Annotated in this window: 13 protein-coding genes; 4 read left to right on the top strand and 9 right to left on the bottom strand. The window is 52.7% G+C overall.

What is annotated here, in order from left to right; translation table 11 throughout:
• Positions 1 to 122 precede the first annotated feature (122 nt).
• Genes OES20_06570 through OES20_06560 form a run of 3 tightly spaced genes read right to left on the bottom strand, consistent with a single transcriptional unit; the run spans position 123 to position 2,610 of the window.
• On the bottom strand, positions 123 to 908 hold the full coding sequence (locus OES20_06570) for a TatD family hydrolase (protein MDH3634353.1): 786 nt from the start codon (positions 906 to 908) through the stop codon (positions 123 to 125).
• Positions 908 to 1,678, bottom strand: a complete 771-nt coding sequence (locus OES20_06565) for an ABC transporter permease (protein ID MDH3634352.1) — start codon at positions 1,676 to 1,678, stop codon at positions 908 to 910. The genes OES20_06570 and OES20_06565 overlap by 1 nt, the downstream gene beginning before the upstream one ends.
• Entirely contained in the window at positions 1,678 to 2,610 is a 933-nt protein-coding gene (locus tag OES20_06560) for an ABC transporter ATP-binding protein (protein ID MDH3634351.1), read from the bottom strand. Before OES20_06560 ends, OES20_06565 begins: the two co-directional genes overlap by 1 nt.
• A 135-nt stretch (positions 2,611 to 2,745) precedes the next feature.
• Between OES20_06560 and OES20_06555 the strand changes: the two genes are divergently transcribed.
• The 4 genes from OES20_06555 to OES20_06540 all read left to right on the top strand — a co-directional run bounded on the left by OES20_06555 (position 2,746) and on the right by OES20_06540 (position 6,692).
• The gene (locus OES20_06555) at positions 2,746 to 3,915 is read left to right on the top strand and encodes a cation:proton antiporter (GenBank protein ID MDH3634350.1); all 1,170 of its coding nucleotides are present in this window, start codon (positions 2,746 to 2,748) and stop codon (positions 3,913 to 3,915) included.
• 141 nt (positions 3,916 to 4,056) lie between these two features.
• Positions 4,057 to 4,623: a glycine zipper 2TM domain-containing protein gene (locus OES20_06550; GenBank protein ID MDH3634349.1), complete on the top strand. Its 567-nt coding sequence runs from the start codon at positions 4,057 to 4,059 to the stop codon at positions 4,621 to 4,623.
• A gap of 29 nt (positions 4,624 to 4,652) precedes the next feature.
• Complete coding sequence (locus OES20_06545; GenBank protein MDH3634348.1) at positions 4,653 to 5,333, top strand: response regulator transcription factor; 681 nt, start codon at positions 4,653 to 4,655, stop codon at positions 5,331 to 5,333.
• 12 nt (positions 5,334 to 5,345) lie between these two features.
• Positions 5,346 to 6,692, top strand: a complete 1,347-nt coding sequence (locus OES20_06540) for an ATP-binding protein (protein ID MDH3634347.1) — start codon at positions 5,346 to 5,348, stop codon at positions 6,690 to 6,692.
• 192 nt (positions 6,693 to 6,884) lie between these two features.
• On the opposite strand, the gene OES20_06535 is transcribed toward OES20_06540, so the two are convergent.
• From OES20_06535 to OES20_06510, 6 genes are all read right to left on the bottom strand, one after another.
• Positions 6,885 to 7,085, bottom strand: a complete 201-nt coding sequence (locus OES20_06535; protein ID MDH3634346.1) for a hypothetical protein — start codon at positions 7,083 to 7,085, stop codon at positions 6,885 to 6,887.
• A 201-nt stretch (positions 7,086 to 7,286) separates the two neighbouring features.
• Positions 7,287 to 8,558: a phosphoribosylamine--glycine ligase gene (purD, locus tag OES20_06530; GenBank protein ID MDH3634345.1), complete on the bottom strand. Its 1,272-nt coding sequence runs from the start codon at positions 8,556 to 8,558 to the stop codon at positions 7,287 to 7,289.
• Positions 8,559 to 8,574: 16 nt separating this feature from the next.
• Positions 8,575 to 10,131 carry a bifunctional phosphoribosylaminoimidazolecarboxamide formyltransferase/IMP cyclohydrolase gene (purH, locus tag OES20_06525; protein ID MDH3634344.1) on the bottom strand — a complete coding sequence of 519 codons (1,557 nt, stop codon included), beginning with the start codon at positions 10,129 to 10,131 and terminating at the stop codon, positions 8,575 to 8,577.
• Between the two features lie 60 nt (positions 10,132 to 10,191).
• A complete protein-coding gene (locus tag OES20_06520) occupies positions 10,192 to 10,440 on the bottom strand; it encodes a Fis family transcriptional regulator (GenBank protein MDH3634343.1) in 249 nt (82 codons plus the stop codon).
• Positions 10,441 to 10,473: 33 nt separating this feature from the next.
• The gene (gene dusB, locus OES20_06515; protein MDH3634342.1) at positions 10,474 to 11,469 is read right to left on the bottom strand and encodes a tRNA dihydrouridine synthase DusB; all 996 of its coding nucleotides are present in this window, start codon (positions 11,467 to 11,469) and stop codon (positions 10,474 to 10,476) included.
• Between the two features lie 5 nt (positions 11,470 to 11,474).
• Positions 11,475 to 13,250 carry a SulP family inorganic anion transporter gene (locus OES20_06510; GenBank protein ID MDH3634341.1) on the bottom strand — a complete coding sequence of 592 codons (1,776 nt, stop codon included), beginning with the start codon at positions 13,248 to 13,250 and terminating at the stop codon, positions 11,475 to 11,477.
• Positions 13,251 to 13,294 lie beyond the last annotated feature (44 nt).

Below are 13,294 nucleotides of genomic sequence, written 5' to 3'. Positions count from 1 at the left end.
GTTTAAACTTAAGTTTAGAACGGAAAACGGCAGTTGTAACTAGTTTTTGGGCTAAATACCGGCATTTTGTCACCTGTCGATATAGCAGGAACAAGGCCTTGCAGCGGCCACTGCAGCCCGGATTAAAGCCCGAAGAATACCTGGCTGTTGTGCAGGGTCTGCCGGGCTAGATGTTCCGCAGATTTGCCCTGGTGAACGGCCACATTCCGGAGAATATGCGGTAAATAGGCGGGTTCGTTGGTGCGACTCGAGGGTTTCGGATCAAGATTTCGGGGTAGCAGATAAGGTGCGTCTGTTTCCAGCAACAGCCGGTCATCGGGGATCATTCGTACCAGTTTTTGCAGTTCCAGTCCGCGGCGTTCGTCGCAGATCCAGCCGGTGATGCCGATATAGCAGTCGAGATCGAGATAGTCCATCAGGGCCTCGCGCGTATCGGTAAAGCAATGAACGACAATCCGGCTCAGATCGTCGCGAAATTCGCGCAGCATTTCGACGAAGCGTTCATGCGCATCTCGCTGGTGGCAGAACAATGGCATCTGCAGGGCGACAGCAAGCTCCATTTGGCGCTGGAACGCGATTTCCTGGGCTGGACGCGGCGAATAGTTGCGATTGAAATCGAGACCGGTTTCTCCAATAGCGCGCACGCAGTCCTGTTGTGCCATGGACTTTAGCAGGTCAGAACTAATATCTTCCCATTCGCTGGCGTGGTGGGGATGGACGCCGCAGGTCGATACCAGGCGATCCGGGTAACGATTACATAGGTCGATCGTCTGCCGGCTTGCGTCGATCGACGTGCCGGTCACAACCATCTGTGTGACACCGGCATCCCGGGCGCGTTTCATCACTGCGTCCAGGTCCCCCAGCAGGCTCTTGTTGGTCAGGTTTACTCCAATATCGACCAGTTCCATCACTGGCGAATGCCGGTGCCACGGGATAGCAGGGTCAGGCAGACGGTAAACAGCACCGCGATGAAAAACAGGATGACGATTATTGCGGTTAACAGGTCGATATCGCTGCTGCCGCGAAAGCCGTAGCGAAAACTGTTAACCATGTAGAGAATCGGGTTACCCAGTGAAACCTGTTGCCAGAATTCGGGTAGCAGCTTGATCGAGTAAAAAATCCCGCCGAGGTAAGTCAACGGGGTTAGCACGAAAGTTGGGATGATCGTGATGTCGTCAAAGCTGTTGGCAAAAATCGCGTTAATCAATCCGGCAAGGGCAAACAAACAGGAAGTCAGCAGCGCAACCAACAGAACGATGAGGGGGTTGTGAACGCTGAAATCGGTAAACAGCAGGGATACCAGCGTGACTGCGATGCCAACACTGATCCCGCGCGCCACACCACCGGTCATGAATCCAAGCAGAATAATCAGGTCGGGCACCGGTGCAATCTGCATTTCTTCGATATGTCTCGAGTACTTGGCGCCGTAAAACGATGAGACGACATTGGTATACGAGTTGGTAATAATCGACATCATTACCAGCCCCGGCATGATGAAATCAACGTAAAGCATACCGTCCATTTCGCCGATGCGCTGCCCGATCAGGTTACCGAAAATAATGAAATACAGCGCTACCATTACCACTGGCGGGATAATCGTTTGCACCCAGATACGGGTGAAACGCAGGATTTCCTTGCGGGTAATGGTCAGGTAGGCAATCCAGAACTGGCGCAACATCAGGCGGCGCCGGCCTGGTCGGTCTTGGAGGTCAGCTTGACGAACAATTCCTCGAGCCGGTTTACCTTGTTGCGCATGCGCTCAACGACAATACTTTGTGCTTCGAGCTCGCGCGTCAAATCGGAGATCGAGAGATTTTCCGGCACTTCAACTTCGATACTGTGATGATCGAGCCGGGTAATGTTGTCAAAGCTTGGCAACTGCGGTAACTGCTCCAGGTCGTCACGTAGATACAGCACAAAGGTTTCGCTGTTTAACTGTTTCAGCAGCAGTTTCATACTGGTGTTCTGGATAATATCGCCCTCGTCAATGATGGCAATGTTACGGCACATGCGCTCCGCTTCCTCAAGGTAGTGCGTGGTCAGGATTATCGTGGTGCCCTGGTCGTTGATTTGCTCGAGGAAATCCCACATCGAGCGCCGTAACTCGATGTCCACGCCGGCAGTCGGTTCGTCGAGGATAAAAAGCTGCGGCTTGTGTACCAGCGCGCGCGCAATCATCAGGCGACGCTTCATGCCTCCCGACAGGTGTCGAGCCTGCGATCGGCGATGCTGCCAGAGTCCAAGCAGCTTTAAGTAATATTCGGTCTGCTGGCGCGCGATGCGTGCCGGTACGCCGTAGTAACCCGCCTGGTTGATGACAATTTCCTCGACCGGTTCGAAGGTATTGAAATTAAACTCCTGCGGTACTGAACCCAGCAGTGACTTGGCGAGGATAAATTCCTCGTCGATGGAGTGACCAAATATTTTGACGCTACCCCTGGTTTTGTTGACGAGGCCCGAAATAATGCCGATGCAGGTCGATTTTCCGGCACCATTAGGTCCCAGCAATGCAAAGAAATCGCCTTTTTCAACCTGCAGGTCGATGCCCTTGAGGGCCTGCAAACCGCTGGCGTAAGTCTTGTGGAGATTGGAGATTTCTAAAGCGAGCATACGAGGTGCTGGAACCCAAACAGCCGACAAGCTTATGCCATTGCTTCCAAAAATCAAGCACAGGTCATGGTGCGCCTAGTTCACGCGCAAAAGGGTGGAAACAAACCGGCGATGTCGTGTTAATCTTCTGCGGTTATGGACGATACTTCGATCGTTTACATTTTGTTCCTGGTATTTTGCGGGGCTGCACTGCTGGCGACACTGGCACTGGCGATTCGCCAGTCGCTGATCATCGCCTACATTGGTTTGGGAATCGTGATCGGACCATGGGGTGTGCACCTGATTTCCGATGTTGACCTGATTCAGAACATTGCCAATGTCGGTATTATCTTCCTGTTGTTCCTGCTGGGCCTGAACCTGCATCCGCAGGAATTGATCAGGCTGGCCGGAAAAACTACGATTATTACCGGGGCCAGTTCGTTAGTTTTACTGCTGCTGGGTTATGGCTATAGCCTGGCGTTTGGCTATACCAGTACCGAGGCCCTGATCGTCGGTGCCGCGTTGATGTTCTCGAGCACGATAATCGGTTTGAAACTTATTCCGACCACGGTACTGCACCATCAGCATACCGGCGAGGTCATCATCAGTATTCTGTTGTTGCAGGATATCATAGCGATTTTTCTGCTGCTGTTGCTGGAGGGCAGCACCAGCGCGGAGTTCGGCTGGTACGAGATGAGCAAACCTGTGCTTGCTTTCCCTGTGCTGGTATTGGCCTGTTACCTGCTGGAACGTTACCTGCTGTCTAAATTGATTGGGCGTTTTGATCGTATCCAGGAATACATCTTTCTGCTCGCGGTGGGCTGGTGCCTGGGTGTCGCCGAGGTCGCCGAACAAATCGGGCTTTCATACGAAATCGGCGCGTTTATTGCGGGGGTAACGATCGCTCGCAGCCCGATTGCACTGTTTATTTCGGAAAATCTCAGGCCTTTGCGTGACTTCTTTCTGATTATTTTCTTTGTCGCCCTCGGTGCCGGTTTCAACCTCGAGGTTTTGCCCGATATATGGCTACAGGCACTCGGGTTGAGCCTGATTGCAATTGCTGTCAAGCCGGCGCTTTATCGGCTGCTGATGCGTGTGAATCAGGAGGATCCCAACAGGTCGACTGAAGTCGCCATGCGGCTCGGGCAAATGAGTGAATTTTCGCTGCTGATTGCGGTGATGGCGACCGAGCTTGCCATCATCCGTACAGAAGTTTCCTACCTGATCCAGATTGCAACCCTGGCCAGTTTCGTATTCTCGTCATACTACGTCGTGGCGCGTTACCCCACTCCGATCGCGCTCAGCGACAAACTACGCCGGGACTGATCAGTCCGTCATCCCAGGCAGCGCCGGGAAGCCTGTGGAAGGAAATATTTAACAACCCGGCGGATTGTAACACCCGTTAAGCATCGATTCAGTTAGTTCCGCCTATATTGCCATTTATCTTTAAACAGGCAGGAGACGGTCATGAAAACACTTAAAACCACGTTTGCAGTTGCGCTACTGGTAGTTGCCGGTACGGCCGGTGCTGGTCATAAAAATCATGGACAGAAGCAGTATGGTAATAGCCCGCGACATGATCTCTTTGAATATGCCAAGGTGGTCGATGTACGTCCGATATACCGTGAAGTACAGGTATCCAAGCCGGTACGCGAGTGCTGGGAAGAACCGGTATACCACACCGAGAATCATTACCCGAAATCTGCTGGCGGTATGCTCGCCGGTGGTTTGCTGGGTGGTATAGTCGGGCATCAATTTGGCAAGGGCAGGGGCAACAAGGTCGCAACCGCGGTAGGAACCATCATCGGTGCCCAGATCGGACACGATGCGGTCAACGGGCACGCACAACAGCACAGCAGCACCGTTGTCGGTTACGAGGAGCGCTGTAAAACCCAGCACCAGGTAAGCTACGAGGAAGTCAGGGACGGTTACGACGTCACCTACCGTTATCGTGGCAAGCTATACCATGTCGAGATGCCATATGATCCCGGCAAGCGGATAAAAATGCGCATTCAGTTTGCGCCTGTGATCTAATATTTATCAAGCGATAGGCGAGAAATCCGATGCGAGCGATAGTCATAGAAGACGATTTAGATATCCAGCAGCAAATCGTTGCCCGATTGAAAACCGAGGGATTTGCTGTCGACAGTGCTGATAATGGCGCCGATGGTCTTTACCTGGTTCAGGAATACCCAGCGGATGTCGCCATTATCGACCTGGGATTGCCTGAAATGTCAGGACTCGAAGTAATTAACCAGATCCGTGACCAGGGTAATAAAATTCCCATCCTGATTCTGACCGCCAGGGGCCGGTGGCAGGATAAGGTGGAGGGACTGGATGCGGGCGCAGATGACTACCTGGTAAAGCCTTTTCATCACGAAGAAATGATGGCGCGTATCCGCGTACTGATCAGGCGAGCGTCCGGGTGGTCGGATTCGCGTATTGTTTGCTCCCCGGTTAGCCTCGATACCGCGTCTCAACGCATCTACATCGATGATCGCGAGCTGGATTTAACCGCTTACGAGTATAAAGTGCTTGAGTACCTGATGCTGCATGCCGGTGAAGTGATCTCAAAAACGGTACTGACCGAACACCTGTATGATGATGAATCAGATAATGACAGCAATGTCATCGAGGTTTTTATTCGACGGTTACGACAAAAGCTCGATCCCGACGAGAATCTGAAGCCGATCGAAACACTGCGTGGTCGGGGTTACCGTTTCACACTGCAGCGGGCGGAGTAAAATTAGGCACACGTGAAATCGATCAAGTCCAGGTTGACACTGGTGTCGATGGTAGTGCTGGTGGTTTTCATGGTACTGACCGCGATAGCGCTGGAGCGCGCCGTGGTAAAACGGGCGCTGCAGGCGGAAGAGGACGGGCTGCAGCTGCTGATCTACAGCCTGCTGGCCGCGGTTGATCAAGATAGCCTCGGTCGAAGTATTACCGTTTCTGAAGATCGTTTGTTCGAGCCGAGCCTGGTTATTCGAAATTCGGGCCTGTACGCGCTTTTATACAATCGGTATAAACGCGAGATCTGGCGCTCTGAATCGATCACTGTCAGTTTTCCGGCAATCGGTGGGATCGATCCCGGGGAATGGGATTTTCAAACAGTCGAGCATCTTGCAACGCCGTATTTTCGCCTTGGATTTTCACTGCAGTGGCCGGATGCCAAAAACAAGTTACAGCGATATGAGGTTGTCGTCTGGCGTAACGCGGTCGGATATTTCGAACAGTTGAATCGATTTCGGCAAACACTATGGGCATGGCTGATTATTACCACACTGCTGTTGCTGCTGGTGATGTACCTGGTAACCCGCTGGAGTTTGATACCGCTGCAGAAAATCGGTCTTGAGGTAAAAGCGATTGAAGATCAAAAACAGTCAGGATTCGAGCAGGAGTATCCCGACGAGATAGCACCGCTGACCGAAAATCTGAATATCCTGCTCAAACGAGAACAATACCAGCGCCAGCGTTATCGCAATGCGATGGATGATCTCGCCCATAGTCTGAAAACTCCACTCGCGGTATTGACCGGTTTGAGCGATCAGGAAGCAATCGAGCAGGCACAAATCGAAACCCTGCGGGAACAAACCGAACGCATGAATCAAATTGTTTCGTACCAGCTGCAAAAAACGACGGGCACCTCCGATATTCGCATCAGCAAGCCGATCGATCTGATTGTCATTATCGATAAGCTTCTGTCCGCGCTGGAGAAGGTTTACCAGGAGAAAGGAATCGTTGTCGATCGCAGGCTGCCCGCACAAGCACTACTGCGTATGGATGAAGGAGATTGCCTCGAGGTTGTCGGCAATTTGCTGGATAACGCCTTCAAGTATGGCCACAAAAGAATCTCTATCGACGTCAGGGCGGGCGATGACAGGTCGATGACACTGACCATTGAGGATGATGGCGACGGTCTGGCCGCGGATGCAATTCAACAGATACTGAATCGAGGCACGCGTCTTGACGAGGCCACTGAGGGGCAGGGAATCGGACTCGCGGTGGTAGGCGATATTGTCGAGTCCTACAATATCGAGCTGAAATTTAGTAGTGCAGACTTAGGTGGCTTGAGAATCTGTCTGGTGTTCCAGAAGATTTGAAAGAATCAAGCGGTCAGCGACAGCCAGAATCCGTAAAGCAGGACCAGACCGCCGGGGAGGTAAACCAGCCGCTCGCGAATGCGAGACCACGCGTAGAAGTATTTATTAGCTAGGCTATGGCCCTGCTTTTGCATCGATTCTCTCCACTGGCAGGCCAGTCCCTGGGTAAGCTCGAATTCCTTTTTACCGGCACTAGGCCATCAGGTAACGCTTTGTATCTGCTGCGGGGGCATTAAAATAACTGCTCGATTCCTGGCTTGCGGCTCCGAAAACAAGTTCTGACGAAACGTGCTCGCTGACGCAGAGACTGCAGCGGTAAAAGGTGACCTGGCTTCTTGCATTGACGGTTTCATCGGTGACAAACATTTCAGATTTGCAGTTGGGGCACTTCATTTGGCAGATTCTCTGGTCAGGTTCTGCGTAGTATAGTCATTAATATTTAAAGCACAATATCTTGCGGTATTAATATTTTAAACATACAATATATAGTGGTTGTGTCGATTTCACAGGGACGTGATTTTTTTTGTTAGTTATCAGTAAATTACGCAATCAAGCTCACAATTCACTTCATGAAGCGGCGTTAAACGGGAATATTTAAAGTGCCTTGGATCCGATATCAGTCCGAAAATAGGCCGATTTCCAGTCGATTTCCCGAACCAGTTCATAGGCATGCTGCTGGGCACTTTTAATATCCTCCCCAAGACCGACCGCGCACAGTACGCGACCGCCGTTGGATAATATATTGCCGTCAGCATCTGTGGTTGTTCCCGCATGAAATACCTTTCCGGTCGGTGATTCAGGTGGAATGTTTTTGATTAGCTCGCCTTTAGTGTAACTTTCGGGATAACCGTTTGCGGCCATTACGACGCCAAGGCTTGTGCGCCGATCCCAGCTTGCCGATATTGTGCCCAGTTCTCCGTTACAGGCGGCAAGACAAAGCTCGACCAGGTCGGATTGTAATCGCATCATGATCGGCTGGGTTTCAGGATCCCCGAAGCGACAATTGTATTCGACGACTCGCGCCACGCCGTCGCTTCCGATCATTAATCCCGCGTACAGGAACCCACGATAGCGGTTGCCCTCGGAATTCATACCGCGCACCGTGGGCAGGATAATTCTCCGCATTACCTGTTCCTCAATTTGAGGGCTGAGGACCGGGGCCGGGGAGTAGGCTCCCATGCCACCAGTATTCGGTCCGAGATCGCCATTGTCTCGCGCCTTATGATCCTGTGAGCTGGCCATCGGCAATACCTGTTCGCCATCGACTACGCAGATATAGCTTGCTTCCTCTCCGGGCATGAATTCTTCGATCACGACACGGTGACCGGCTTCACCAAACCGGTTGCCCGAGAGCATTTCCCTGATCGCATGTTCCGCCTCGTCTGAGGTCTGTGCCACGATCACGCCTTTACCGGCCGCAAGGCCATCCGCCTTGACCACAATCGGACAGCCTTTTTTGGCAACATAGGCGCAGGCAGCCTCAGCCTCGGTAAAACTCCGGTAGGCGGCGCTCGGAATGTTGTGGCGCGCGAGAAAATCCTTGGTAAAGGTCTTCGATCCCTCGAGTTGAGCGGCCCCGGCACTGGGGCCAAAAATTGTCAGGCCCTGTGCTTCAAAGCGGTCCGTAATACCGGCAACCAGGGGCGCCTCGGGACCGACAATGGTGAGTTCGATGTGGTTTGCAAGGGCGAAATCGAGCAGCTTGTCGATATCTTCGGCATCAATAGCAACGTTTTCAATACCCTGTTCCAGCGCGGTACCGGCATTTCCGGGCGCAACGTATATCCGGCGCACCCGCGTCGATTGTGCTGCTTTCCAGGCCAGTGCATGTTCCCGGCCACCACCACCGACAATCAACACGTTCATCAGTTAGCAACCACCACTAGTGTCGAAAATGCCGCATTCCGGTAAATACCATTGTCATGCCGTGCTCGTTTGCGGCCGTGACGACCTCGTCGTCACGCATCGATCCACCGGGTTGAATCACCGCACGAATTCCGACGTCATTGGCTGCATCGATGCCGTCTCGAAACGGGAAGAACGCATCCGATGCCATTACCGATCCGGTAACCTCGAGCTCAGCCTGTTCGGCCTTGATTGCAGCAATTCGGGCGCTATTGATGCGCGACATCTGTCCGGCACCAACGCCAATCGTCCTGCTGTCACGGGCATAAATTATGGCGTTCGATTTGACGAACTTGGCGACTTGCCAGGCAAATACCATGTCCTGCATTTGCCGGTCGTCCGGTTTGATTTCGGTTACCACCTCGAGGCCGTGATAAAGCGACTGATCGGCGTCCTGCACCAGGACGCCTCCGTTGACATGCTTGTAGTCAAGGCGGGTCGGGGCGGTATCCCATTGTCCACAGCTGAGCAGACGGACGTTTTCCTTGCTTGAAACAACGCTGGCCGCCTCGTCTTCTACCGCGGGGGCAATAATCACTTCGACGAACTGTTGCTCGATTATCGCCGCAGCAGTGCTGGCATCGAGACTGCGGTTAAAAGCAATAATGCCGCCAAACGCGGATTCCGGATCGGTTTCGAATGCGCGCTGGTAAGCCTCGAGAATGTTATCAGCCAACGCGACACCGCAGGGATTAGCGTGTTTAACAATAACGCAGGCTGGATTTTCGAACTGCTTGACGCACTCGAGCGCGGCGTCGGTGTCGGCGATATTGTTAAATGACAGCGATTTTCCCTGGATCTGCAGGGCGCTGGCAACGCTGGGTTCCCGGTTGCCAGCTGCGATGTAGAAGGCGGCAGCCTGGTGCGGATTCTCCCCGTAACGCATCGACAGCGCATGCTGATATTGCAGGTTCAGGGTGCGCGGAAAAGCCTGGTCCTCGGGCGCCTGCACCCTGTGTCCGAAATAACTAGCAATGGCGCCATCATATTGTGCCGTATGTTCGTAAGCCTTGATGGCAAGGGAAAACCGTGTCCTGTCACTAACTCCACCACCATCGGCAATTTCCTGCATTAGCAGTTCGTAATCTGTGGGATCTACCACGACGGTAACGCTGGCGTGGTTCTTGGCCGCAGCACGCACCATTGCGGGGCCTCCGATATCAATATTTTCAATCGCCTCTTCGAGGCTGCAATCGGGATTGGCAACGGTTTGCTGAAACGGGTAGAGGTTAATCACGACGAGGTCAATCGGTTCGATATCGTGTTCCTGCATGACAGCATCGTCGATTCCCCGACGTCCGAGAATACCGCCGTGAACTTTTGGGTGCAGTGTCTTGACCCGACCTGACATCATTTCGGGAAATTCGGTGTAGTCGGAAATCTCGGTCACCGCGATTCCGTGCTCGTCAATAAGTTTGGCAGTGCCACCGGTGGATAACAGTTCGACGCCCCTGTCATGGAGATTCTGGGCCAGTTCGACGATGCCGGTTTTATCTGAGACGCTGATGAGCGCGCGGCGAATAGCTTGGGCCATATTGGGTCCGTGTCGGTATTTGAAAAGACGGCATTATAGCCGATCGAAAATCTGCCAGTATTAATGTTCGATATGATATTGCTTAAGTTTCTTGCGTAATGTACCGCGGTTGATACCCAGGCAGGATGCGGTTCTGGACTGGTTGTTATCGCAATGCCGGAGCACGGTCTTCAGCATCGGTTGTTCGATTTCTGAAATAACGGTGTCGAACAGGTTGCAGGGCAGTTCACCGTCGAGATCATCCAGATATTTTCGAATAGCCTTTTCTACTGACTGTTGCAATAAGCTTGTTTTTTTCTTAGTTGTCACACTCACTAACCACGTTGCGCCTTGGGACGCTCGTCATGAGGCCCGGTCATAGCTCTCCAGGTGGCAGTCGTTAAAGTAAGCTTCGATCGTTTCTAGCTGCTGCGCAGCGTTTTGTACCTGCATGAGCAATGGCTTGACGACGTTGTAATTTGTTTTATGGCCAAGCTGCCAGTTAATATGCTTACGCGCGATCTGCACCCCCTGATGCTCTCCGTAAAACGCATGCAAATTGTGTAAATGGTTAACTAACCATGACTGTTTTAGTTCGTCCGAAGGTTCTTCGGGCTCGTCGCCGGTGCTCAGATAATGATCAATCTGGCCAAAAATCCACGGTCGTTGCTGCGCAATACGGCCGACCATAATAGCATCAGCAGCCGTGAAGTCCATGACCATTTTTGCTTTTTTCACGGAATCGATATCTCCGTTTGCGATCACGGGAATTCGAAGATTCTTTTTGACCTGTCGAATGGTTTCGTACTCAGCCGTGCCGATATACTTGTCTTCGCGGGTACGCCCGTGGATCGTCAGCGCCTGGATTCCACTGGCCTCTGCAATGCCGGCGATTTCGAGTGCGTTGCGGTGATCGCGTGACCAGCCGGTACGTATTTTGAGGGTTACTGGTACTGAAACCGCAGCTACCACTGCGCGCAGGATAGCTGCTACCAGTTTGCTATCCTTCAGCAAAGCAGATCCCGCATCAACCCGGCATACCTTCTTGGCGGGGCAACCCATGTTGATATCGATGATCTGGGCGCCCTGTGAAACGTTATAGATCGCGGCCTCTGCCATCATTTCGGGGATACCCCCGGCGATCTGAACAATAATCGGGCCAGGTTCACCTTCGTGGTTCATGCGCAACCGGGTTTTACGGCTGTCACGCAAGTCTGGACGGCTGGTGATCATTTCAGATACCGTCATGCCCACACCGAGTTGTCGGCACAATTGCCGAAATGGTCGATCGGTGACCCCAGCCATGGGCGCCAGAGCCAGTCGGTTTTTAAATTTATAAGGACCTATGATAAGTGACATGTCTTCTATTCTGTCACATCGTCAGGCTTTTTCTCGAAGTTCTTGCATTCGAGGAAAATGCGGTTTTCACAGGTTGCGCAGATATCTTTATCGAGCCGTTGAAATATCGTGGAAATAGCCTCCGCCTTGGCCTCAAATATATTGGTATCGCCAATCTCATCTCGATAACCGCCGCGATCAAATACCTTCGACGCGGTATCTCGCAGGCGATACATGTAAAAATCACCACCGACAGCACGTCGTTCGCGTGCCTCGTTGACAATCAGTTCGGCACCAGCGACATCCACCTGGGCGATACCCTTAGTTAAAAGCAATAAGTGTTTCTGTTGCGGATAATGTTCCTGGTAGCGGCGCAGCAGTTCGCCGACATGTGCTACCGAGCCAAAGTAAAGCGAGTCGTCGAGTCGCAGTATCTTGAGTTGAGGACATTCGGGTAGAAACTGACCATAAATAAACTTACGGTTGTCTGACTCCGGATCGGGAACCCGTGGCGACAATCGGGGACGAGACGTTTTGCGCAGGAAAATCATTAGCGACAGGATGACACCTGCCAGGATTGCAAACTCGATCGAGAAAAAGACGGTACCGAAAAAGACAACGCCAAGTATGATTGCTTCATTCTTGTCCGCGCGCAGAATTTTATGGATCTGTTTAAAGTTGATTAAACGCCAGGCGACTAAAAACAGCAATCCCGCTACTGCAGCTTTTGGTAAAAACGCGGTTAATGGAGCTATTAGCAACACGAGCACGACCAGTAAAACGCCAGCTAGTGCCGCGGCCAGTGGGGTCCGCGCCCCGGCATCGTAGTTGGCGCCGCTGCGGTTGAACGAACCGGTGGCCACGTAGGCGGAAAAGAAGCTGCCGAAAATATTGGACAGACCCTGGCCGATAAATTCCTGGTTGCCGGCAATCGGCTGGCCGGACTTCAGGGAAATCGAACGGGCTATTGATACCGCTTCGGTTAGTGCAAACAGTGTCATCGCCAGCGCCAGTGGTGAAAGTTGGCGAAAAGTCTCGAGCGAAAACTGCGGCATTGACAAGGGCGGCAACTGTTGCGGCAGGGCCCCCACCATTTGAATGCCGGAGGTCTCTTCTCCGAAGGTAATATTAAACAGGGCAGCGGTAATACTGCCGGCAAAAAGTGCGGCAATCATGCTCATGCCGCCGAGGTGGCGCTGGCTCAGTATTCCACTCAGTAAAGTGATGATCGCGACAAGTGTGACCAGTGGATGGAGTTCCTTCCAGTTTAGCCACAGAAACTCGATGGAATTAAGCAGGTGCATACCGGCGGGGATATCAATTCCCAGAAATTGCTCCGCCTGTTTGGCGGCGATCAGGCAGGCCGCCCCGGCGGTGAATCCAACGACAACCGAGTGGGATATGAAATTAACCAGCGCCCCGAGTCGCATAATGCCCATGATAAATTGCAGTGCACCGACCATGAATGCCAGCGTTATCGCGAGCGTGACATAAGTTTCACTGCCAGGCGCCGCCATGCCGCTCAGCGAAGCAAACATGATGACCGAGGCCGCGGTGGTGGGTCCCGATACCAGATGCCAGGAAGAACCGAACAGGGCCGCGATAACTGCCGGCACCATGCTGGTGTAGAGGCCATACTCCGGTGGCATACCGGCGATTGCGGCGAAGGCCACACCTTGTGGCAACACGATAGCTGCACCAACGAGTCCCGCCGTGACATCTGCACGCAGGCTGGTGCGAGTCATGTTTCTGCCCCAGCGCACAAACGGCAGGAATTTAGTTAGCTGATACTGAAGGTTCATAATCCGGTAGTGTTGAATCCAGCCAGGTTCGTGCGCGGTCAGGA

It is taken from the genome of Gammaproteobacteria bacterium (genome assembly GCA_029862005.1).
In the GTDB taxonomy this organism is placed as follows: domain Bacteria; phylum Pseudomonadota; class Gammaproteobacteria.
Note: the sequence above shows the minus strand (reverse complement) of the source record. Positions and strands in the feature narration are given on the sequence as shown.